The 23107-nt window shown below is 72.8% G+C and carries 15 protein-coding genes, 1 rRNA gene and 3 pseudogenes; 1 reads left to right on the top strand and 18 read right to left on the bottom strand.

Going from position 1 to position 23107, the window contains the following annotated elements:
• Window positions 1-13: 13 nt before the first annotated feature.
• The 10 genes and pseudogenes from HAV40_RS21960 to steA form a co-directional block, all read right to left on the bottom strand.
• Window positions 14-943 carry a ParA family protein gene (locus HAV40_RS21960; RefSeq protein WP_166384206.1) on the bottom strand — a complete coding sequence of 310 codons (930 nt, stop codon included), beginning with the start codon at window positions 941-943 and terminating at the stop codon, window positions 14-16.
• A gap of 244 nt (window positions 944-1187) precedes the next feature.
• Window positions 1188-2300, bottom strand: coding sequence for an alanine dehydrogenase (gene ald, locus HAV40_RS21955; RefSeq protein ID WP_166384204.1), 1113 nt, complete (start codon window positions 2298-2300; stop codon window positions 1188-1190).
• A gap of 228 nt (window positions 2301-2528) precedes the next feature.
• The gene (locus HAV40_RS21950; protein ID WP_239087027.1) at window positions 2529-3119 is read right to left on the bottom strand and encodes an NUDIX domain-containing protein; all 591 of its coding nucleotides are present in this window, start codon (window positions 3117-3119) and stop codon (window positions 2529-2531) included.
• Between the two features lie 79 nt (window positions 3120-3198).
• Window positions 3199-4902, bottom strand: coding sequence for a CTP synthase (locus HAV40_RS21945; protein WP_166384200.1), 1704 nt, complete (start codon window positions 4900-4902; stop codon window positions 3199-3201).
• A 40-nt stretch (window positions 4903-4942) separates the two neighbouring features.
• A complete protein-coding gene (locus tag HAV40_RS21940) occupies window positions 4943-7264 on the bottom strand; it encodes a hypothetical protein (RefSeq protein WP_203672138.1) in 2322 nt (773 codons plus the stop codon).
• A pseudogene (locus HAV40_RS21935) lies at window positions 7230-8427 on the bottom strand (glycosyltransferase family 4 protein); the annotation flags it as partial. The gene HAV40_RS21940 and the pseudogene HAV40_RS21935, both read right to left, overlap by 35 nt.
• Entirely contained in the window at window positions 8424-10064 is a 1641-nt protein-coding gene (murJ, locus tag HAV40_RS21930; protein WP_166384196.1) for a murein biosynthesis integral membrane protein MurJ, read from the bottom strand. The pseudogene HAV40_RS21935 and the gene murJ, both read right to left, overlap by 4 nt.
• Before the next feature lie 485 nt (window positions 10065-10549).
• Window positions 10550-11377, bottom strand: a pseudogene (locus tag HAV40_RS21925) (hypothetical protein); the annotation flags it as partial.
• A gap of 6 nt (window positions 11378-11383) precedes the next feature.
• Entirely contained in the window at window positions 11384-12313 is a 930-nt protein-coding gene (locus HAV40_RS21920) for a copper transporter (RefSeq protein ID WP_166384194.1), read from the bottom strand.
• Window positions 12314-12340: 27 nt separating this feature from the next.
• The gene (gene steA / locus HAV40_RS21915) at window positions 12341-13519 is read right to left on the bottom strand and encodes a putative cytokinetic ring protein SteA (RefSeq protein ID WP_155391790.1); all 1179 of its coding nucleotides are present in this window, start codon (window positions 13517-13519) and stop codon (window positions 12341-12343) included.
• Between the two features lie 161 nt (window positions 13520-13680).
• On the opposite strand from steA, the gene HAV40_RS21910 reads away from it, so the two are divergent.
• Window positions 13681-14004 (top strand): DMT family transporter, encoded by a 324-nt coding sequence (locus tag HAV40_RS21910; protein ID WP_166384192.1) that lies wholly within the window; start codon window positions 13681-13683, stop codon window positions 14002-14004.
• Between the two features lie 210 nt (window positions 14005-14214).
• On the opposite strand, the gene recN is transcribed toward HAV40_RS21910, so the two are convergent.
• From recN to rrf, 8 genes and pseudogenes are all read right to left on the bottom strand, one after another.
• A complete protein-coding gene (gene recN / locus HAV40_RS21905) occupies window positions 14215-15960 on the bottom strand; it encodes a DNA repair protein RecN (RefSeq protein ID WP_166384190.1) in 1746 nt (581 codons plus the stop codon).
• 104 nt (window positions 15961-16064) lie between these two features.
• A complete protein-coding gene (locus HAV40_RS21900) occupies window positions 16065-16970 on the bottom strand; it encodes an NAD kinase (RefSeq protein WP_166384188.1) in 906 nt (301 codons plus the stop codon).
• Window positions 16971-17792 (bottom strand): TlyA family RNA methyltransferase, encoded by an 822-nt coding sequence (locus HAV40_RS21895; RefSeq protein ID WP_166384186.1) that lies wholly within the window; start codon window positions 17790-17792, stop codon window positions 16971-16973.
• Between the two features lie 5 nt (window positions 17793-17797).
• Window positions 17798-18022, bottom strand: a complete 225-nt coding sequence (locus HAV40_RS21890; protein WP_166384182.1) for a hypothetical protein — start codon at window positions 18020-18022, stop codon at window positions 17798-17800.
• Entirely contained in the window at window positions 18019-19068 is a 1050-nt protein-coding gene (locus tag HAV40_RS39105; protein WP_203672140.1) for a hypothetical protein, read from the bottom strand. Before HAV40_RS39105 ends, HAV40_RS21890 begins: the two co-directional genes overlap by 4 nt.
• 90 nt (window positions 19069-19158) lie before the next feature.
• Window positions 19159-19959: pseudogene (locus tag HAV40_RS21880) on the bottom strand (HAD-IIA family hydrolase); the annotation flags it as partial.
• Window positions 19956-22892, bottom strand: a complete 2937-nt coding sequence (locus tag HAV40_RS39225) for a hypothetical protein (RefSeq protein ID WP_420837237.1) — start codon at window positions 22890-22892, stop codon at window positions 19956-19958. The gene HAV40_RS39225 and the pseudogene HAV40_RS21880, both read right to left, overlap by 4 nt.
• Before the next feature lie 90 nt (window positions 22893-22982).
• Window positions 22983-23099: ribosomal RNA gene (gene rrf, locus HAV40_RS21860) — 5S ribosomal RNA — on the bottom strand.
• Window positions 23100-23107: the final 8 nt, after the last annotated feature.

Raw genomic sequence — 23107 nt, 5'->3', positions numbered from 1 at the left:
CGGTGGGCCGAGGTCACCTGCGGGCGGCCTCGGCGGCGATGACCTCGCGTGCGAGCTGCCGGTAGTTGCGGGCGCCCGACGAGGCGGGATCCAGCGACGTGATCGGGGCGCCGGCCACGGTCGACTCCGGGAACTTCACCGTCTTGGTGATCACGGTCTGGTACACCTTGTCGCCGAACGCCTCGACCACGCGCTGCAGCACCTGGCGGCAGTGGGTGGTGCGGCTGTCGTACATGGTGGCCAGGATGCCTTCGAGTTCCAGGTCGAAGTTGAGCCGCTCGCGCACCTTGTCGATGGTGTCCAGCAGCAGCGCGACGCCGCGCAGGCTGAAGAACTCGCACTCCAGCGGGATGAGCACGCCGTGCGCGACGGTGAGGGCGTTGATGGCCAGCAGGCCCAGCGACGGCTGGCAGTCGATGAGGATGTAGTCGTACTCCTTGCGCACCGACTTCAGCACCCGGGCCAGCGCCATCTCGCGGGCGACCTCGTTGACGAGCTGGATCTCGGCGGCCGACAGGTCGATGTTGGCGGGCAGCAGGTGCAGCCCGGCGACGTCGGTCTTGATGATGACGTCCTCGGCGGTGACGTCGTCCTGCATGAGCAGGTTGTAGATCGACAGGTCGAGGTTGTGCGGGTTGACGCCGAGGCCGACGGACAGCGCGCCCTGCGGGTCGAAGTCGACGAGCAGCACCTTGCGGCCGTACTCGGCCAGGGCGGCCCCCAGGTTGATGGTCGTCGTGGTCTTGCCCACGCCGCCCTTCTGGTTCGCCATCGCGATGATCCGGGAGGGACCGTGCCGATCGGTCGGCATCGGCTCGGGGATCTCCTTGCGGGCGGTGTAGGCCGACGGATCGGCCGGACCCAGGTCAGCGCCGAGGTCGAGGCGGGACTGTTCTGCCCGCAGCGTCGAGGTCCATGCCTCCGCGCGCCCGTTGCCTGCCATCTCCGCTACGCCCTTCCCGACGACATCCGACCGGCCGGATGAGGCACCGTCGTGGGTGGACCGCCAGCTCCCCGACCGGCCGCCTGGTGTCGTCGTCGTCGTCCGACTGTACGTCACCGACCACGCCGGTGTGCCGCCACGGCTCGGCGTGTCTTACGCAGACCGGCCGGACCGGGCGGGCGCGCGCTGTGAACAGCATGATGCCGGTGACGCTCCAGCGCCACCGGCATCAGGAAAGCACTGCTCAGAGCAGCGAGTCGACGTCCACGGCGGTGAGGCCGTGCGCCTCGGCCACCGGGCCGTAGGTGATCTCGCCCGCGTGGGTGTTCAGGCCCAGCTTCAGGGCGGGGTCGCGGCGCAGCGCCTCCTGCCAGCCGTAGTTGGCCAGCTCGACGGCGTACGGCAGGGTCACGTTGGTCAGCGCGTAGGTGCTGGTGTGCGGGACCGCGCCGGGCATGTTCGCCACGCAGTAGAAGATCGACTCGTGCACCTTGTAGACCGGGTTGGCGTGCGTGGTCGGGTGCGAGTCCTCGAAGCAGCCGCCCTGGTCGATCGAGATGTCGACGAGCACGCTGCCCGGCTTCATCCGGCTCACCAGCTCGTTGCTGATCAGCGTCGGGGCCTTCGCGCCGGGCACCAGGACCGCGCCGACGACCAGGTCGGCCTCCAGCACCGCCTGCTCCAGCTCGAACGCGTTCGACATGACCGTGCGGACCTGGCCGTGGAACTGCTGGTCGACCTCGCGCAGCTTCTTGATGTTCTTGTCCAGGACGGTGACCTCGAAGGCCAGGCCGTGGGCGATGGTGGCGGCGTTCATGCCGGACACGCCCGCGCCGATGACGACGGCCTTGGCCGGGCGCACGCCGGGCACGCCGCCGGGCAGCACGCCCCGGCCGCCCGCGAAACGCATCAGGTGGTACGCGCCGACCTGCGGGGCGAGCCGTCCGGCCACCTCGCTCATCGGGGCCAGCAGCGGCAGGGCGCGGTCGGCGGTCTCCACCGTCTCGTACGCGATGCCGGTGACCTTCTGGGTCATCAGCGCGTCGGTGCACTCCTTGGACGCGGCCAGGTGCAGGTAGGTGAACAGCACCTGCCCCTCGCGCATCCGGTGGTACTCCTCGGCGATGGGCTCCTTGACCTTGAGGATCAGCTCGGCACCGGCCCACACCTCGTCCGCGGTGGACAGGATGGTCGCACCGGCGGCGACGTACTCCGCGTCGGTGATGGACGAGCCGAGCCCGGCGCCGGTCTCGATGACGACGTCGTGTCCGTTGCGGACGAACTCGTGTACGCCCGCCGGGGTGATCGCCACCCGGTACTCGTGGTTCTTGACCTCGCGGGGGATACCGACCTTCACGACTGCACCTTCCTCGATCCTGCGCTGTGCGAGGGGGCCGAACGGCGCCGTTGCCGCTGGTCTACCCCCCGCGGCGGCAGTCTAGGCCCGGAAAACAGGCCCCAGTGCCTGACAGGATGACAGCCGATGACTGCTCGACTTGACATGGTGTCAACACGGCACCCCACCGCCCTGCGGTACCACCAAGGATAGTGCTGAATCGGATAATTGCCTCTTACCGCCCAGCCCTCACCGGGGTGGCAGGGGCGCGTCGGCGGGACGGAGGTCCTTGAAGTCCGTGTCACGGGCGCGAGCGGCGGCGAGCAGCCCTCCGACGGCGGGTCCGTTGCTGATCCGGCCGTCGAAGACCATGGCCAGCGCCTCGTCGAGGGGGACCCGGTCGACCGTCATGTCGGCCTCCTCCTCGGTGCGCACGTGCCGCTCGTGCTGCGGGATCTCGGCCAGGTCGCGGGCCAGGAAGACCCGGATCATCTCGTCCGAGCAGCCGGGGGTGGTGAACATGTCCACCAGCAGGTCGACGCGGCCCGCGGTCAGGTCGGCCTCCTCGGCCAGCTCGCGCAGCGCCGCGGCGGCCAGGCCCTCGCCCTGCACGTCGATCAGGCCGGCGGGCAGCTCCCACAGGTAGCGGCCGACCGGGTGCCGGTACTGGCGGACCAGCACCACGCGGCCCTGCTCGTCCAGTGCGACGACCCCGACCGCGCCGACGTGGCGTACCACGTCCCGCCCCGCGACCTCTCCCCCGGGCATCGTCACCCGATCGGTGACGACCCGGAAGATGTGCCCCTTGAACCGCTCGGTGCTGCCGACGACCTCGTACACACGATCTCCTGTCCTGCAAGACGACGCTGGCCGCAGGCAGTGCCTGCGACCAGCGTGGTTGTTCGGTTGTCCGGCCGGGTCAGCGCTTGGCGGCCACCGGCTCGGCCGCGTCCGCCACGCCGGGCAGCTGGTCGGCCTGAGCATAGGCGATCGCCGCTCCGACCAGACCCGAGAACAGCGGGTGCGGGTGTGTCGGGCGGCTCTTGAGCTCCGGGTGCGCCTGGGTGGCCACGAAGTACGGGTGCAGCTCGCGGTCCAGCTCGACGAACTCGACCAGCCTGCCGTCCGGCGACGTGCCGGAGATGTGCAGCCCGGCCTTGGTCAGCGCGGGCCGGTAGGCGTTGTTGACCTCGTACCGGTGCCGGTGCCGCTCGCTGACCTCGGTCGCGCCGTACACCTCGGCCACGATCGAGCCGGGTGTCAGCTTCGCCGGGTAGGCGCCCAGCCGCATGGTGCCGCCGAGGTCGCCCTTGCCCGCGACGATGTCCTCCTGGTCGGCCATCGTCGAGATGATCGGGTCCGGGGTCTGCTCGTCGAACTCCAGCGAGCTGGCCTTGACCACCCCGGCCACGTGCCGGGCCACCTCGATGGCCATGGTCTGCAGGCCCAGGCACAGTCCCAGGGTCGGGATGCGGTTCTCCCGGGCGTACTTCACCGCGCCGATCTTGCCCTCGATGCCGCGCACGCCGAAGCCGCCCGGGATCACGACGCCGTCGACATGCGCGAGCGCCTTGGCCGCGCCCTCGGCGGTCTGGCAGTCGTCGCTGGGCACCCACTTCAGCTTCACCTTGGCCCGGTGGCCGAACCCGGCCGCCCGGATCGCCTCGGACACCGACAGGTACGCGTCCGGCAGGTCGATGTACTTGCCGACCAGCGCGATGGTGACCTCGTGGACCGGGTGGTGCACCCGCTCCAGCAGGTCGTCCCAGGCCGACCAGTCGACGTCACGGAACGACAGGCCCAGCCGCCGCACCACGTACGCGTCCAGGCCCTCCCGGTGGAGGACCTTGGGGATGTCGTAGATGCTCGGCGCGTCCGGGGCGGAGACGACGGCTTCGGCGTCGACGTCGCAGTACAGCGCCAGCTTGCTCTTCATCCCGGCGGGGATCTCCCGGTCGGAGCGGCAGACCAGCGCGTCGGGCTGGATGCCGATGTTGCGCAGGGCGGCCACCGAGTGCTGGGTCGGCTTCGTCTTCAGCTCGCCCGACGGCGCCAGGTACGGCACCAGCGAGACGTGCAGGTAGAAGCAGTTGTCCCGGCCCACGTCGTGGCGGATCTGCCGGATCGACTCCAGGAACGGCAGCGACTCGATGTCGCCGACCGTGCCGCCGACCTCGGTGATCACCACATCGGGGGTGCGGCCGTGCTCGTCCGGCTCGGCCATGGCCCGGATCCGGGACTTGATCTCGTTGGTGATGTGCGGGATGACCTGGACGGTGTCGCCCAGATACTCGCCGCGCCGCTCCTTGGCGATCACCGCCGAGTAGATCTGTCCCGTGGTGACGTTGGCCTTGGCCGACAGGTCACGGTTGAGGAAACGCTCGTAGTGCCCCACGTCGAGATCGGTCTCGGCGCCGTCCTCGGTGACGAACACCTCGCCGTGCTGGAACGGGTTCATCGTGCCAGGGTCGACGTTGAGATAGGGGTCGAGCTTCTGCATGACCACCCGCAGACCGCGAGCGGTGAGAAGAGTGCCGAGGGAGGAGGCCGTCAGGCCTTTGCCCAGTGAGGAGGCGACGCCCCCCGTAACGAAAATATGCTTGGTCGTCCGCGCTGCTACCACGGGGTTTCACCCTAACACGGGTCCCGCGTTCACCTGCGGGCTACGGCCCCGAAACCGCTTCGGGGGTGTCGCCGCTCACCGGCGCGGGCGACGACGCCGCCTCCGGCGTGGCGACCCGCAGGGCCGGGGGCTGGGTCGCGGCCGGGTCGTCGCCCATCGTCGCGGGAGCGGTAGGCGTGTCCTCGGAGATCCGGGTGCGGTCCGCGGCGTGGCCGAGCACCCGCATCGCGCCCAGCGTGAGGATCGGGACCGCCGTGGCGGCCGCCGCGCCCATCACGTTGAGGGCCGCGCCGCCCAGCAGGCCACCCACGATCGAGGCGAGCCACAGCCCGGCCACCGCCGCCCGGATGGGCGGGTAGATGCCGTACAGCCGCTTCAGGCCGCCCCACGGGCGCATCAGCACCACCCACAGGAACACCGCCGAGACCAGTGCCAGCACGGTCAGCGGGCTGGTGAACAGCGCGATCCGGTTCGCGCCGCCGAGGCGGGCCAGGGTCGGGCCGGAGGTGCCGTCGGAGAGCTGGGTGAGGAAACGGCCCAGACTGCCCTGCTGGTCCACCGGCTGGCGTACGTCGATCAGCGCGAACACCACGGTCGCGGCCAGCCCGGCGAGCATGGCCAGGGCGAGCCGCCGGAAGGTGAGCCAGCCGCCGGGGCACAGCGCGGCGGTCAGGCATACCCCCGCGGTCAGCGCGACCGCGCCGCCCGCGTCCGCGCCGAGCGCGGGGATGCCGACCAGCAGCACGCCGGCCGCGCCGATCGCGGCGACCAGGCCCGGGCGGTTGCGCTGCGGCACGAGCTGGGCCAGCGTGCCGGCGGTCAGCAGCACCCCGGCGAAGAACACGCCCATGCCGACCATGCCGATGCCCGCATACCGGGTGCCTTCCAGCACCGAGTACCCGGCCACGCCGTTGAGCTGCAGCCGCGCGCCGGTGATCAGGTCGATGCCGACGACGGCGGCGGCGATCGCGGCGACCACGCCGACCGGGCCGAGGGTGCGTCTGCGGTACACCGGCAGCCGGACCGTGACGACGGTGAGGACCAGGGTGATACCGGCCGTGACCAGGCCGAAGATCAGTCCGCGGCGGCCGAAGCGCCACCACGGCACCACCCCGGCGATCAGCGCGGCGGGCAGCGCCAGCGAGGCCCCGGTCAGCAGCACCTCCAGCAGGCTCACCAGGCGCGGTGGGGGCGAGCTGGGCCCCGTCGGCCCGGCATGGCGGTAACTGCGCCGCAGTAGCGGCACCACGGCCGTGAACAGGCCGATCTGCACCAGCGCCAGCAGCCAGAAGAACCAGGCCGACACGGTACGCGAGGCGGCCGCGCGCCGGTCGGCGTCGGTGCCCGCGGCGGTCGCCTGGTCCAGGTCGGCCGGGCGCCCGTCGGTCAGCACCGCCGGGTGACCGACCATGATCCGCTTGGGCACGTCGCGGCCCAGCAGGTTCAGCGCCGTCGGCGCCAGGTCGACCAGCTGCAGGTATCCGGCGCGGCCGGTGGACGCCGACGTCAGGTAGCCGCCCTCCCAGCCCTTGCCGTCGGCGATGACCGCGTGCAGCCGGGAACTGGCCTCGGTGTCGGCGACCCCGGCGACCAGCAGCGTCGAGTTCTTCGGGCGGGCCGCGAGCAGCTGGCCGAGCTGCTTGTCGGCGGCGGCCGCCTGGCGCAGCCGCTGCGCCGGGGTGCGCCCGTCGATCGCACCCAGGTCGACGATGGTGAGCAGGCACTCGCTGAGCGCCTTCTTCGCCTCCTTCGCCGCGGGCAGCGCGGGGTGGTACCGGTCGACCCGGCCGAACGAGCGCGCCGCCGCGACCGCCGCGCCCTCACCGACCGCGGTCGTGCAGCGCACCGACTCGGCCAGCGCCCCGGGCACGGTGCCGTACGGCAGCTCGCGCTGGCGCTCCACGACCGCCTCCTGGTCGGGCAGGTACGCCCCGACCGCGTCCGGGCGCTCGATCGCCACGTCCAGCTTCTCGCACTGCACGGGCAGGTCGGGGTTGGGCTCTACCTGCCCGTCGGCGGGCTTCTCGCCGACGCCGGTCCGCTCGGCCAGGTTGCCCGCGCCCAGGGTCAGCCAGCCGTCGGCCGGGCAGGTGGGCGTATGCGCGGACCGGGTCGACAGCGAGCCGATCGAGCCGCGCTCGGCCAGCTTCCACAGGTTCGGGGTCCGGTCGGCGTCGATGTCGTCCCAGCGCAGCCCGGCCGCACCGGCGATGACCACGTAGTCGGCCTCGTCGTCCTCGACCGGCCCGGCCGCCGCCGCGGGCGCCGCGAACAGCGTCCCGGCCAGCGGCACGGCGAGGCCGAGCAGCGCCAGCAGGGTCAACAGGAGGGCCGTGGGGAGGGGAACCGGCCGACGGAGCATCAGGGGAGCTCCGCACGGTTCGGGGCGGCCAGCTCGGCGTACACGGCGCGCACGCCGTCGATGCTGGCCTGCTCGTCGGGCCAGGTGGCGGCCTGGGTCTGGCCGCGCTCGCCGAGCCGGGCCCGCGCCTGCCCGTCGCCGAGCAGCTTGCGCACCGCGCTGTCCAGCCCGTCGGGGTCGCTCGGCTCGATCAGGTGCGCGCCGTCGCCGACCAGTTCGGGGATGCCGCCGACGGAGGTGGCGACCAGCGGCAGTCCCCCGGTGAGCGCCTCCTGCGCGAACAGCTGGCGCGCCTCCCAGACGCTGGTGACCACGCCCAGGTCGGCGGCGGCGATCAGGTCGCCGATGTCGGTGCGGTGCCCGAGCAGGGTGACCGGGGCCCGCAGCTGCGAGATCTGGGCGGCGAGGTCGAGGTAGGCCGGGCCCTCGCCGGCGATCAGCACCCGCGGCACCGGGGACATGTCCCGCCAGCGGGCGGCGACGGCCACGAGCATGTCGTACGCCTTCTGCGGGTGCAGCCGCCCCACGGACAGCACCAGCGGCACGCTGTCGGCCAGGCCGAGCCCGGCGCGTACGGCGGCCCTGGTGCGGCGGCTGCGGCGCAGTCGGGGGGCGGCCACCGGGGCCAGCCGGGCGTCGCTCGCGCCGACCGCGTGTGCCCGCGCGACCAGGTCGCTGGACGCGCCGAGGGTGACCGCGGACGACCGCGCCACGATCCGCTCGACCAGGGTGTGCACCCGGCCGCGCAGCCCGGCTCGCAGCGGGGCGTTGTGCCAGGTCGTCACGAGCGGGCACGGCGGGCGGGACAGCGCTGCGGCGAGCCCGGCGCGCAGGCCGTGCGCGTGCACGACGTCGGGGCGCTGGGCGGCCAGGAACGCGCGCAGTGTGCGTACCGCCCGCATGTCACTGGGATGCAGTTCGGCGGGGATCTCGACGGGGTGGAAGCGCGCGCCGCGGTCGGTGAAGTGGAACTGCTGCTCGGTCGAGGCGGGACCGCAGACGGTCACCTCGCACCCGGCCCGGCTAAGCCCCTCGGCCAGCGCGGCCACATGCTGGCCGATGCCGCCCGTGCTGGAGGCGAGCAGCAGCACCACGCTGCCGGTCCATTCCGTCCCCGTGGTCAACGGTCCTCCTGCCCTCGCCCGCCGCGTCCGCCCGGTCATCCGCGTCGGCGGCTCAGCCGCTCGAGCAGCGGACGCAGGTCCGGCAGGTCGAGCAGGGCACACACGATCAGGAAGACGACGAGCGACACGCCACCGGACAGCATGCCCTGTCCGACCAGACCCATGATGCCTGGGGTCCCGGAGACGACCGCCCGGCCCGCCTCCACCCCGGCCACGGCACCGGCCAGCCCCGCCGCGCAAGCGGCCAGCCCGGCACGGAACAGGCCGGTCAGGGAGCTACCACCCGTACGGGCCCGGACCGCCACGGCCAGCAGCACCGCCATCACGATCATGCCGAGGGAGTTCGCCGCGCCCAGCGCCGCCGCCCGTTGCCCGTCCGGCAGCACCGCCGCCAGGATCACCGCGCTGACCAGGGTGACCGCCCAGCCGCCACTGACCCCGAGTGCGGCGAGCCGGTTCGCGCCCACGGCATACAGGGTCCGCTGGTGCAGGGCGGCCAGCCCGTAGCCGAGCAGGCCGGGCGCGAACGCCAGCACGGCCGTGGTCAGCGCCCCGGTGCCCTCGCCCTCGGTCAGGAACGCCGACGCGGGCGCGGCGACCGCGGCCAGCCCGGCCGCGCCGAGCCCGCTGAGCAGCAGCACCGCGCGGCTCGTCCGGGCGACCGTGAGCCGCAGCGCGCCGTGGTCGGCGGTGGCGAACGCGGTCGCGATCGCCGGGTACGCGGCCGTCGCGGCGGGCACCGCGAGCACCGCCCAGGGCAGCAGGTACAGCGTCATCGCGAAGTTGTAGAGCGCGTTGGCCGACGCCGCGTCCCCGGCCGGCACGACCCGCCCGGCCAGGATGATCGCGACCAGCAGCGCGACCTGCTGGGCCACCACGGTGGCCGCGCCCGCCAGCGCCAGCGAGCTCATCCGCCGCCGCTGCGCGGGCTCGACCCGCAACACCGGCCGCAGCCCCAGGCCCAGGCGGCTCACCGGTACGATCAGGCACAGGGTCAGCACGACCACGCCCAGGGTGGTGCCGACCGACAGGATCGCCAGCTCACCCGCGCTGACCGTGCCCGGCAGCGGATCGGACCCGGCCTCCGCGGCGAACAGCAGGTACGCGCCGATCACGGTCAGGCTGGACAGCAGCGGTGCGAGCACCGGCCAGGCGAACCGGCGGTGGGCGTGCAGCACGCCGGTGAGCACGATGCCGATGCCGTACAGCGGCACCTGCGGCGCGAACACCCGCAGCATCGACACGCCCGCCTCGTGCAACTCCGGGGTCGCCGTGGACTGCAGCAGCGTCACCACGGGGTCGGCGGCCAGCCACAGCAGCGCGGCCAGCGGGATCAGCGCCACCAGCGCCCAGGTCAGCAGCGCGGACACGGTACGGCGCACCTGCTCGCGGTCCCCGGCCGCCAGCGGCCCGGCCAGCAGCGGCACGACCAGCCCGGCCAGCGCCCCACCTGCCACGATCTCGAAGATGATGTTGGGGATGGTGTTGACGGCCAGGTACGTGCCGCCGAGCCCGCCGTCGCCGACGGTCTGCGAGAACACCAGGGTGCGGCCGAATCCGGCCACCCGGCTCAGCACGGTCAGCAGCGCGATCAGCGTCGCGGCGCCCGCGATCCGGGCCGCGGCCGGGCCGGTCCCCGCGGCGACCGAGGCCCTGTCGTCAGCGGTCACGGTCATGAAGCGGTACGGCGCGGCGCCCGTGCTCGTGGCTTCGGCTTGTCGGCGGCCGGGGCCGCATCCGTGGCGTGCTCGGCCTCCACCGCCTCCGCGACGGTCGCCGCCTCGTCAGCGGGGGCTGCCGGGACAGCCCGGACCGCCTTCCTGGCCGTCTTCGGTTTGACGGCTTCCTCACCAGTGGGGGTCATCGGCTCGCCCGCCGTCCCGCCCGTGAACAAGGGCAAGGGCGCGGCGGTCTCCCGCACGGCCGGTCGCGGCGCGATCGCCGAGTGCACGACACCGCCGCCGGGCCCGTCAGCCGGAACGACGTCCGCTGTACCACTGTGGTCAGTCTCATCCGGACCCAGGCCGCTGGGCGTGCCACCGGTCGGCGTGTGATCGGTCGGCGTGGCCGCCGCGATGATGCCGGTCGGCGTGTGATCGGTCGGCTTGGCCGCCGCGATGATGCCGGTCGGCGTGCCACCGGTCGGCCTGGCAGCCGGGATGCGGCCCCAGGCGTCGATCTCGCGGAGCACCGGGGTGCGTTCGATGACCTTGGTGAAGCTGACCTTCTCGCTGGCGGCGGTCAGCGCGGCGATGCCCGCGAGCAGGACGGCGCGGCCGAACAGGCCGGTGCGCGCGGTCGCGCTGACCCCGAGCAGTGCGCCGAGCGCGTTCGCGCCCGAGTCGCCGAGCATGATCTCTTCACCCAGGTCGGCGGGCAGCAGGCCCACGCTCGCGCCCACCGGACCGGCGGCCAGGCCGCCCGCACGGGTCGCGGTCAGCGGTGCGCCGACCAGCACACCGACCTTGAGCGCCCGGCCGGGGCGCAGGTCGAACAGGTTCATCAGGTTCGCACTGCCCGCGATCACGCCCGCGCCCAGCGCCACCTCGGCCGCCCGGCCGAGCCTGCCCCGCTCGTGGCGGTTCGGCAGCAGCGCGGCAGCGGCGAGCGCACCCGCGCCCACTCCGGCGATCTTGACCAGGCCGCTGGTGACGCGGCCTTCGCGTAGCGCCCGCAGGTGTCCACGGAAGCCCTTGTCGGCCTTCTGGTCGGGGCGTGCGCCGACCACGTCGTCGTACAGCCCGACCGCGCCGCCGGACAGTCCCGCCGCCAGCGCGGCGGCCGCCGTACGGGGGTCACCCGCGCCGAGGGCACTGGTGACGCTCGCGGAGACCGCCAGCGCGGGACCGCCGGCCAGGGTCAGCGTGCGCCCCCTGAAGTTCGTGCGCTCCAACTCCCTGGCCCGGGGCTGGTCGCGCACCACACGCAGTGCGGCCCGGGCGCCGTAAGCGCCCAGGCCGATCAGTGCCGCTCTGGCGAGCAATCCCACGTCAGCTCACTTCTGCAACTGCGGCAGCAGCGCGCTGGCGTTGGGCCCGACGCCGTAGTGGCCCGCCTTGCTGTCGGAGAACTGCTCGTACAGCGCCAGCGCCGCGGCGACCTGCCCCTGCACCGTCTCGGCGTTGTCGACGGTCGAGATGGTCTTGGCGAGGGTGGCGTCGTCGCGTACCTCGATCATGAGGTTGCCCTCACCGCCGAGCACGCCGCCGACGACCGCGACCCCGGCGTGGTCGAACTGCACCGCGGTGGTGACCACGGAGGCGTTCTTGCCCGCAGCCTGGCTGTCGGTGTACGGCGAGCCGCTGACCAGGACGACCGCCTCGGCGGGCCCGGTCACGGCCCCACTGGTGGTCAGGTAGCCGAGCTTGCTGTACGCGGCGAGCACCGCGGCGCGGTCCGGCGCGGGCACGGCCGGGCTGCGGTCCAGCAGCACCGCGGCCAGCAGCGCGCTGGACGACTCGACGCCGTCGCTGTTGGCCGGGATGGCCGTGGTCGGCACGCTGGCCGGCTCGGCCTTGTTCTCCAGGTCGAGCAGTTCGACGCTGTTGTCGGGGTTGAAGAACTTGTCGGTCAGCTCGACGGTGCCCGCGATCTTGGCTCCGGCGGTCTTGAGGATGTTCTCGACGCCCTCGACCTGGTCGCGGCCCGAGGGCAGCACCAGCAGCAGCACCCGGCGGTTGGTGAGCTTGCCGTTCAGCAGGATCGGCGCGGCCTCGGTGACGAACTGCTCCTCGCGGTTGGCCTGGTCGCGCAGGCCGGTGACCTGGTCACGCAGCTGCGAGTTGGTCGCCCGCAGCGCGTTGACGTTCTTCTCGAGGGCGTCCGCCGCCGGGCCGTTGAGCGCGGCGGTGCCGACGACCAGCCCGATCGCCAGCGCGAGGAACACCGCCGTCATGGACACCACGTGGTACCTAAAGTTGATCACGTCAGAGCCTCTTGATCGTCCGGGTTCCTAGAACAGCCGCTGCAGATGGAACATCACGTCGTCCCACCACTCCGCGGCCAGCGACAGGTAGGCCTTGCCGACCGTGGACACGGCGACAGCCGCGGCCATAGCCGCGATGGCGGACAATACCAGCAAAAGCAACGAGGAACCTGAAATGCTCTGCCGGTAGAGCCGGCTCACACCCTTGGCGTCGACGAGCTTGCCACCCACCCGCAGCCGGGTGAGGAACGTCGAAGCCATGCCCCCGCGGCCCTTGTCCAGAAACTCGACCAGCGTCGCGTGGGTGCCGACCGCCACGATCAGGGTCGCGCCCTTCTCGTCGGCCAGCAGCATCGCGATGTCCTCGCTCGTCGCCGCCGCCGGGAAGGTGATCCCCGACACACCGAGCTGGTGCACCCGGTCCAGACCCGGAGCCCGGCCGTCGGGATAGGCGTGCACGACCACCTCGGCACCGCAGCGCAGCACGTCGTCGGTCACCGAGTCCATGTCACCGATGATCATGTCGGGCGTGTAGCCCGCCTCGACCAGCGCGTCCGCGCCACCGTCCACACCGATCAGCACCGGCTTGAACTCGCGGATGTAGGGCCGCAGCACGTCGAGATCGGCCTTGTAGTCGTAGCCGCGCACCACGATCAGGCAGTGCCGGCCGGAGATCTGAGTCTTGATCTCGGGCACGCCGACACCGTCGAGCAGCAGCTCCCGCTCCTGCTTGAGGTACTCCATGGTGTTCGCGGCGAACGCCTCCAGCTGCACCGACAGACCCTCGCGGGCGTCGAGCATGGCCTTGGAGATGGAGTCGGCGTCCTGGCGCACCCCGTGCGCCACCGGCTCACCGCGGACGAAGACGGTGTTGCCCTCGACCCGGACCGAGTCGCCCTCGCGGATCTGCTGGAACACCCCCTCGCCGAGATCGTCGAGCAGGGTGATGCCGGCCTCGACCAGCACCTGGGGACCTAGGTTGGGGTAGCGGCCCGAGATGGAGGGCTTGGCGTTGAGCACCGCCGCCACCCCCACGGCCACCAGGGAGTCGGCGGCGACCCGGTCGATGTCGACGTGATCGATCACGGCGATCTCGCCAGGGCGCAGTCGGCCGACCAGACGTTTGGTCCGGCGGTCGAGCCGTGCGGTGCCGGTCAGGATCCCCGGTTCGGCGGGCCGGGTCCGGCGCAAGGTGGGAAGACGCATCGCAGCCATCCTGGCATGTCAGTCCGGTATTGGCGCGTACGACACCCCTTGATCGGCCCATACGGGCTGAATTGTGATGTCTGAAACCTCGCGCGCCGTCAACGGTAACCGCATCGCGCCGCTCGCGCCGACCTCCAAGATCGACGCTTACAGTGAGCCTCGTGATCTACCTCATGCTCGCCGGAGCCATCCTCGCCGAAGTCGTCGCGACCGTGTGCCTGCGGGCGTCCGCAGGCTTCACCAAGGTGTTGCCGTCCGTCGTGGTGGTCGTGGGGTACATCACCGCGTTCGCACTATTGAGCCAGGTGCTCAAGCGCGGCATGGCCCTCGGCCTGGCGTACGGCATCTGGGCGGGCATCGGCGTCGCCCTGGTCGCCCTGGCCGGCGTCGTCTTCTTCCAGGACCGCTTCAGCTGGCTCCAGGTCCTCGGCCTGGCCCTCGTCGCCGCCGGCGTAGTCGCCCTCGAACTAGGCCAACAACACTGACCCGACACCCCCCACACCCACACCCCCACCCGCCCCGCCCGCCCGCCAATCCCCCGCTTCGCATCGACGCTGGCCTATTACATCGAATTTGAGCTCAAAATAATCGATGTAATAGGCCAGCGTCGATGACATCGGAGGCCGCCGTGACAGACGACGAGGGCGGCGCGCGCCACGGGTGTGGGCGCACCGCCCTCGGCGGTGGGTACGGGGTCAGGAGGTGCGTTCGCGGGCCGCTACGGCCAGCAGCTCCTCGGCGTGGGCGATGCCCAGGTCGGAGTCGGGCAGACCGGCCAGCATGCGGGCCAGTTCACGGGCCCGCTCGGTCTCCTCGACGACGCGTACGCCGCTGGTGGTGATCGCGCCGCCGGTGTCCTTGGCCACCACCAGGTGGCGGTCGGCGAACGCGGCGACCTGCGGCAGGTGCGTGACGACCAGCACCTGGTGGTTACGCGCCAGGCGGGCCAGGCGACGTCCGATCTCGACCGCGGCACGGCCGCCGACACCCGAGTCGACCTCGTCGAAGACCAGCGTCGGCGGGCCGCCGACACCGGCGAAGACGACCTCGATGGCGAGCATCACCCGGGACAGCTCACCGCCGGACGCACCCTTCTGCAGCGGCAGCGCGGGTGCGCCGGGGTGCGCCAGCAGGCGCAGCTCGATGTCGTCGGCGCCGTCGGGGGTGATCCCGGACGCGACGCCGTCGACGACGAGGCTGATGTCACCGGCGGGGCGGGGCACGACCAGCACCGAGATGCGCGAGTGCGGCATGGCCAGGCCCGCCAGCTCGACGGTGACCTTGTCGGCGAAGCGGCCGGCGGCCTCCACCCGTGCCGCGCGCAGCTTCGCGGCCAGCTCGGCGACCTCGCCGGCGAGCCGGTTCATCTCCCGCTCCAGCTCGTCGAGCAGCTCGTCGGAGGTGTCCAGTGCGGCCAGGCGGGCCTTGGCGTTGTCGGCCCAGGCGATGACGCCGTCGACGTCGTCGGCGTACTTGCGGGTCAGCGAGCGCAGCGCGGCGCGGCGCTCGTAGATCTGCTGCAGCCGGGCCGGGTCGGCATCCAGGCTGGCCAGGTACGTCGACAGTTCGACGGAGACGTCGCCGAGCAGCGACGCGGCCTCCTCCAGGCGGGCGGCGTACTCCCCCAGCTTCGCGTCCACGCTGGACTGCGACTCCAGGGTGCGCCGCGCGGTGCCGACGAGGCTGGTCGCGTCCTCGCTGTCGGTCTCGCCGCCGCCGGCGATCGCATGGTGCGCGATGTGCGCGGCGGTGCGCAGGCCCTCGGCGTGCTCCAGGCGCTGGGCGTCGGCGCGCAGCTCCTCGTCCTCGCCCTGCTGCGGGTCGACCCGCGTGATCTCGTCGAGGCCGAGGCGCAGCAGATCGGCCTCCTGGGCCCGGGTGCGCGCGTTGGCCCGGCGGTCGGCCAGGTCGTCGGCGACGCCGCGCCAGCGGCCGAACAGCTCCTTGAACTCGACGAGCAGCTTCTCGTGCTCGGGCCCGGCGAACCGGTCCAGCGAGCCGCGCTGCTCGGCCGGGCGCAGCAGGCGCAGCTGGTCGGACTGGCCGTGCACGGCGACGACCAGCTCCCCGACGTCGCTGAGCAGCGACACCGGCACGGTGCGCCCGCCCACGTGGGCCTTGGACCGGCCCTCGACGGTGACGGTGCGGCTCATCAGCAGCGTGCCGTCGTCGTCGCCCTCGGCCCCGGCGTCGGCGACGCGGGCGGCCACGGCACTGGCCGCGCTGCCCGTCAGCCGCAGCCGGCCTTCGACGGTGGCCCGGCCCGGGTCGGCTCGCACACGGCCGGCGTCAGCACGCCCGCCGAACAGCAGCCCCAGCCCGGTGACGACCATGGTCTTGCCGGCACCGGTCTCACCGGTGATGACATTCATGCCACGGGTCAGCGGGAGGGTGGTGTCCTCGATCACGCCGAGACCGGTGATACGCAACTCTTCCAGCACAGCAGATGACAGTAGCCCGCACCTCCGACAGTGTCACGCCGGGCCGCCGTCGGGCCTGCCGATATGGGGACGTTACCCACCATGAACGCCCCGGATTCACCCCGTCAGTGGCCGGTCGCGTGCCGCTGGCCGTGCGCGCGCCAGCCCTCGACCGGCAGCCCGAACTTGGCCACCAGCCGGTCGGTGAACGGCTGCGGCCGCAGCCGCGCCACACGCACCGGCAGCACGCCGCGCCGCACCGTGACCCGCGCACCCGGCGGCAGCGCGAACACCCGGCGGCTGTCGCAGCTCAACACCGCCTGCTCGGTGTACGGGTCGACCGTGATCTGGATCGTCGAGTCCGGCGCTACGACCAGCGGGCGGCTGAACAGCGCGTGGGCGCTGATCGGCACCAGCAGCAGCGCCTCCACCCGCGGCCACACCACGGGCCCGCCCGCCGAGAACGCGTACGCCGTCGAACCGGTCGGGGTGGCGCACACCACACCGTCGCAGCCGTAGCGCGACAGCGGGCGGCCGTCGACGTCGACCAGCAGTTCGAGCATGCGCTCGCGGCTGCCTTTCTCGACGCTGACCTCGTTGAGCGCCCACGACTCGGCGATGACCTCACCGGCCAGCTCCGCGGTGACGTCGATGGTCAGCCGCTCCTCGACGCTGTAGTCGCGGGCGACCACGTCACGCACGGCGGTGTCCAGGTCGGCGATCTCGGCCTCGGCCAGGAAGCCGACCTTGCCGAGGTTGATGCCCAGCAGCGGCACACCCGCCGGACGGGCCAGCTCCGCCGCCCGCAGCAGGGTCCCGTCGCCGCCCAGCGCGAACACGATCTCCGCACCCTGGGCGGCACACGCGCCGGACATCGGCGCGACCCCGGACAGTCCGAGGTCCTCGGCCTCCTCGGCCACCACCCGCACGCTGAACCCCGCCGTGATCAGGTCCCGCGCGACGGTGCGGGCGTGATCGGTGGAATCCTTGCGGCCGGTATGGGTGACCAGCAGCGCCACGCGCTCCGCCATTCAGTCCTCCGTGTCGAGTGCGTTCGGCACCCCAGCCTCCACCACGGTGCGGATGTCGTCCACCGCGGGGGCTGGGGCGTCACGCCGGAACCATACGAAGAACTCCACATTGCCCGACGGGCCCGGCAGCGGGCTCGCCGTCACCCCGGCCACGCCCAGCCCGAGCGTGCCCGCCGCGGCGGCGACGTCCAGCACCGCCTCGGCGCGCAGAGCCGGGTCGCGGACCACGCCGCCGGTGCCGACGCGCTCCTTGCCGACCTCGAACTGCGGCTTGACCATCAGCACCAGGTCGCCGTCGGTGCACGCGGCCAGCGCGGGCAGCACCAGCCGCAGCGAGATGAAAGACAGGTCGGCCACGGTCAGCTCGACCACGCCGCCGATCGCCTCAGGGGTGAGCGTGCGCACGTTGGTGCGCTCGTACACCTTGACCCGCTCGTCGGTCCGCAGCGACCACGCCAGCTGGCCGTAGCCCACGTCCACGGCGGCGACCTCGGCCACCCCGTTGCGCAGCAGCACGTCGGTGAAGCCGCCGGTCGAGGCGCCCGCGTCCAGGCAGCGGCGACCGGTCACGGCCAGCCCGCGCGGCATGAACGCGGCCAGCGCCCCGGCCAGCTTGTGCCCGCCCCGGGAGACATACTCCTCGCCGGTGGGCTCACCGACGACCCGCACCGCGTCGGCCGGGTCGACCATGGCCGCGGCCTTGTGCGCCACGGAACCCCTGACCTCGACCCGGCCCGCGGCGATCAGCTCACCGGCCTGCTCGCGGGAGCGGGCCAGCCCGCGTCGGACCAGTTCCGCGTCCAGGCGCGTACGACGTGCCATGTGCCTCAGGCCTCGATCGCGGTCAGGACTTCCCGCAACGTCTTGTGCGCCGCCTCGTACGCCGCCAGCTGCTCTGCCAGCGGCAGGTCGGTGGCGTTGGCCACCCCCCGCACCGCGGCGTCGACCGCGTGGTGGCCGGTCGGGCCGGGCATCAGCGTCGCCGGGGACGGCATCGGACGAGGTCCCGGCACCGACGGCGAGAACGACAGCGGCAGCTGCGGTGAGGTCACGCGCCGGCCGCCCTGCGCGCGGAAGCCTTCTTGGCGGCGGCCTTCTTGCCGGGAGCCTTCTTCGCGGCCACCGGCACGTCCGGAGCATCGCTGAACGCGACCGCGGCGACCGGCTCGTGGGCGGCGATCGCCTTGGTGGCGTCCGTCACGGTGACACCCTTGGCGGCCACGGCCTTGACCGGCGCCTTCTTCGCCACGGCCTGGCCCGGCTTGCGGGCCGCCGCGGCACCCTTGATCGGGGCGTCGGTGGCGGGCTCGGCCGCCACGGCGGCCGTCTTCCGTGCTGCCGCCTTCTTCGCCGGGGCTGCCTTCACCACGGGCGCGGCCTTCTTGACACGCTTGGCGACCGCGGCGGGCGTGGTCGTGACGGGCTCCGCCGTCGCGGCTGGTTCGCCGGCGGCGTCGGCCGGTGCGGATGCGGCCTCAGCGGATGCGGCAGGCTTCGCGGGGCTGGTGGCCTCAGCCGGTGCGGCAGGCGCGGCGGGCTTCGCCGGGCCGGTGGCCTGCGCCGGAGCGACCGTCTTCTTGGCCACGGCCTTCTTCGCGACCGGGGTCGCCACGGCCGTCGCGGTGCCGTTGCTGCCCGACGTGCCGTTGCTGCCGGACGTGCCGTTGCTGCCGGAGGTGCCATTGCTGCCGGAGGTGCCGTTGCTGCCCGAGGTGCCGTTGCCGGCTGCCGTGGCAGCGGCGGACGCGGGCCGGGTGTCGGCCCTGGCGTCGCGCAGCTGGCCTTCGAGGTCCTCGATGCGGGCGGTCAGCGTCGCGACCTCCTCGGCGGTGGCCAGACCGACCCGGCCGAGCGCACGGTCGAGCTCCAGGCGCACGATGCGGGTGATCGCCTCACGGTTCTGTAGACCGGTGGAGACCAGCTCCTCCGCCACGGTCTGCAGCTGCGCCGCGGTCGCGCCGCCCTTGCCGAGCAGACCCTTCGCCGCCTTCTTGACGGTCTTCTCCGCCTTCTTCTTCGACGCCTCGGTCAGCCCGAAGGCCAGCTCCAGGTACGCCTTCACCACGTCCTGCATCGGTTCGCCCGACTTGCTCGCCACAGCGGTCGCCACCTCTCCTACCGACTGATGTCCGGTACGCGGCGCCGACAGCGCCCCGTACCGTTTCGCGGACCAACGCTACAGTGCCGGAACCGCAGGTGCCGTGAACAGGCCCCCCAGATCCGCCGACACGTATGTCGGACGCAGTGCCCCGCTCGCCGCGGCCGCCTCGACAGCCGTCGAAACCCCGGTCAGCACCAGCAGGCTGTCCATTCCGGCACGGTGCGCACCGGCGATGTCGGTGTCCAGCCGGTCGCCGACCACCAGCGCCCGCCGCGCGGACGCCTGCGCCGCCGCGGTCGCGAACAGGCCCGGCTCGGGCTTGCCCACCACCACGTCGGGCTCCCGCTCCAGGGCGTGCGCCAGCAGCGCGACCAGGGAACCGTTGCCCGGCAACGGCCCGCGCAGCGTCGGCAGGGTGCGGTCGGTGTTCGTCGCCACCCACCACGCCCCGGCCCGGATCGCCACGCACGCCTCCGCCAGCTGCTTCCAGCCCAGGTCAGGGCCGAAACCCTGGACGACCGCGCGGGGGTTGTCGTCGGCGCTGTCCACCGGCCGCAGCCCCACGTCGGTCACCTCGCCACGCAGCGCGGGCGCGCCCAACACCAGCACCGGCGCGCCCGGCTCCAGCCGCTGCGCCAGCAGCGCCGCGGCGGCACCGGCCGACGTCAGCACCTCCTGCGGCGTGGCAGCGATGCCCATGCCCCGCAGCAGCGCCGCGACCTCGGCCGCGCGACGCGAGGCGTTGTTGGTCGCGAACCGTACGGCCATGCCCTGATCCCTGAGGCGTGCCAACGCATCGACCGCCCCGGGAATGGGGCGGTCGATGAGGTAAAGCACGCCGTCGAGATCGAATATGACCAGGTCATACTTCTCGACGAGCGATGTCACTTGTCTGCTTCCGCCTTCGTGGCAGGGGTCTCGCCGGCAGCGGGCGCGGGCTTCTCATCGGAGTCCGCGAGGTCGTCGTCCTCGCCGCCGTCACGACCCTCATCTTCGTCGTCGTCCTCGTCGAGGTCGTCGTCGTCCTCGTCATCGTCGTCGTCGTCGAGGTCGTCGTCCTCGTCATCGTCGAGGTCGTCGTCATCCTCGTCGTCGTAGTCCTCATCGTCATCGTCATCGTCGTCGGAATCCGAGTCGGAGTCGGTGTCGGAGTCGGTGTCGGAGGCCTCAGCCGAGGCGGGACGGGCACGGTCGGCGGACTCGTCGTCGCCCTCGTCCTCGTCCTCGATCTCCACGCCGTCGAGTTCGAGCAGCCGCTCGGCCGCGTCGGTCACCGCGTCGGAGTCGGCGGCGGCCGCCTTCGCGAACCACTCCCGCGCCTCCTCGGTACGACCCGACGCCAGCAGCGAATCGGCGTACGCGTACCGCAGCCGCGGCGACCAGTCCTCGCTGGACTCCATGGTCAGCTCCCGCACCTGCAGCATCGCCGCAGCGGCCTCGTGCTGGCCCATGTCACCCCGCGCGCCCGCGGCCACGATCAGCAGCTCCAGGGCCTCGCCCTGGCTCAGCTTGTCGCGCTCGACACCCCGGAACAGGTCGATCGCCTTCTCCGGACGGCCCAGCGCGCGCTCGCAGTCGGCCAGCACGGCCAGGTGCGTCTGCCGCCCGGTCATCCGGTGGTACGTACGGATCTCCGCGATCGCGCTGGCCCAGTCACCCGACTGGTACGCGGCCAGGCCGACGGCCTCACGGACGACGGCGATGCGCGACGCCAGCCGGCGGGCGGCCAGCGCGTGCTCCAGCGCCTTCTCCGGGTCGTCGTCGATCAGCTGACCGGTCGCGACCAGGTGCCGCGCGACGGTCTCCGCGACCGGCTTGGCCAGCGACAGCAGCTCGGCGCGCACGTCGTTGTCGAGGTCCGCGGCCGTGATGCTGTCCGGCAGCTCGGGGCCGGGTCGACCCGTACCCTCGAATTCGCGGGTCTGCTCGCCCTCGCGGCTCGCGGCGGGCCGCTCACGGTCGCCACCGCTGAAACCGCCCTCACGGCGGTCGGCACCGGCACGGTCCCGGTCACCGCCACGGAAGCCACCCTCACGGGCAGCGCCACGGTCGTCGCCACCACTGCGGAAGCCGCCCTCGCGGCGCTCGCCACCGGCGCGCTCGCCCGCACCGCTGCGGAAACCACCCTCACGACGGTCGCCGGACGCGGGCCGGTCGCCGCCGGAGAACCCGGCGCGGTCGCCGCCGCCGGAACGGAAGCCACCCTCACGGCTGTCGCCGCCACGGCTGTCGCCACTGCGGAAGCCGCCCTCGCGGCTGCCCCCGGAGTTGGGACGGTCGCTGCGGAAGCCACCCTCACGACGGTCGCCACCGGCACGGTCCCGGTCACCGCCACGGAAGCCGCCTTCACGGCTGCCACCGGTACGGTCGCCGAAACCGCCGCTGCGGTAACCACCGCGGTCATCGGACGGACGGCGGAAGCCGCCCTCGCGGCTGCCACCGGAACGGTCGCCGTAGCTCGGACGGTCACCACCGGTACGGCTGTCGCCGCCACTGCGGAAGCCACCCTCACGGCTGCCACCGGAACGGTCGCCGTAGCTCGGACGGTCGCCGCCGCTGCGGAAACCACCACGGTCACCACCGGCACGGTCGCCACCACTGCGGAAGCCACCCTCACGGCTGCCACCCGAACGGTCGCCGTAACTCGGACGGTCGCCGCCGCTGCGGAAACCACCACGGTCACCACCGGCACCGCCACTGCGGAAACCGCCCTCGCGGCTGCCACCGGAACGGTCGCCCGAACTGGGGCGGTCGCTGCGGAAACCGCCCTCGCGACGGTCGCCGCCGGAACGGAAGCCACCCTCACGGCTGTCGCCGCCACGGCTGTCGCCGCCACTGCGGAAGCCGCCTTCACGGCTGCCACCGGAACGGTCGCCGTAGCTCGGACGGTCGCCGCCGGAACGGAAACCGCCTTCACGGTGGTCGCCGCCGCCGAAGCGCTCACGGTCGCCACCGGAGCGGAAACCGCCCTCGCGGCTGCCACCGGAACGGTCGCCGTAGCTCGGACGGTCACCACCGGAACGGAAACCACCACGGTCGCCACCGGCACGGTCGCCACCACTGCGGAAACCACCCTCACGGCTGCCACCCGAACGGTCGCCGTAACTCGGACGGTCGCCGCCACCACTGCGGAAGCCACCTTCACGGCGGTCGCCACCGGAGCGGAACCCGCCCTCACGGCTGCCACCGGTGCGGTCACCGCTGCCCGAGCGGAAGCCACCCTCGCGGCTGCCACCGGAAGCTCCGCCACTGCGGAAGCCGCCACGGTCACCACCGGTACGGTCACCGGCGCTGCGGAAGCCGCCTTCACGGCTGCCACCGGGACGGTCGCCGTAGCTCGGACGGTCGCCACCGCGGGAGAACCCACCACGATCGGCGCCACCGGAACGGAACCCGCCGCCACTGCCTTCACGGCTGCCGCCGGAACGGTCGCCATAGCTGGGCCGGTCGCCACCGCGGGAGAAACCACCACGATCGCCACCCGCACCACGGTCCCGGTCACCGCCACGGAACCCGCCGCGGTCGCCACCGGTGCGGTCGCCTGCACCACTGCTGCGGAAGCCGCCCTCACGGCGCTCGCCGCCGGCGCGGAAACCGCCGCGGTCGTCGCCGCCGGTACGAGGTGCGCCACGCTCACCGGCGCCGCGCGGCTTCTCGTAGCCGCCGTCGAAACCACGGGCGCGGTCGCCGTCGCGCCGGAAACCCTCACGCTTGCCGTGAGAACGGTCGTACCCGCCCTTTTCGGAGCGAGACCCGCCGCCTCCGCGGCCGGCCTGGCCGGACGAGTCCTGTCCGGGCTTGTCGTTGGAACTCGAGTTCACGGGTACATCCTTCCTGATGCCGCCGTGAATCGGCGGCACAACGCATACGAGGGCCTACCCCTCGCGGGGTGGCCCTCGTATGGAACGTTTGTCCGGCGGTGTCCTACTCTCCCACAACGTCCCCGTTGCAGTACCATCGGCGCTGGAGGGCTTAGCTTCCGGGTTCGGAATGTTACCGGGCGTTTCCCCTCCGCCATGACCGCCGTAACTCTATC

The organism is Catellatospora methionotrophica (assembly GCF_011297335.1).
Lineage (GTDB): Bacteria > Actinomycetota > Actinomycetes > Mycobacteriales > Micromonosporaceae > Catellatospora > Catellatospora methionotrophica.
Note: the sequence above shows the minus strand (reverse complement) of the source record. Positions and strands in the feature narration are given on the sequence as shown.

Bases quoted from the DNA above. Each gene is read 5' to 3' on its own strand.
- murJ (WP_166384196.1), bottom strand. From the start codon at position 10,064: ATGACCGTGACCGCTGACGACAGGGCCTCGGTCGCCGCGGGGACCGGC.
- HAV40_RS21960 (WP_166384206.1), bottom strand. From the start codon at position 943: ATGGCAGGCAACGGGCGCGCGGAGGCATGGACCTCGACGCTGCGGGCA.
- HAV40_RS21895 (WP_166384186.1), bottom strand. From the start codon at position 17,792: ATGGCACGTCGTACGCGCCTGGACGCGGAACTGGTCCGACGCGGGCTG.
- HAV40_RS21900 (WP_166384188.1), bottom strand. From the start codon at position 16,970: ATGGCGGAGCGCGTGGCGCTGCTGGTCACCCATACCGGCCGCAAGGAT.
- steA (WP_155391790.1), bottom strand. From the start codon at position 13,519: ATGCGTCTTCCCACCTTGCGCCGGACCCGGCCCGCCGAACCGGGGATC.
- HAV40_RS21940 (WP_203672138.1), bottom strand. From the start codon at position 7,264: ATGCTCCGTCGGCCGGTTCCCCTCCCCACGGCCCTCCTGTTGACCCTG.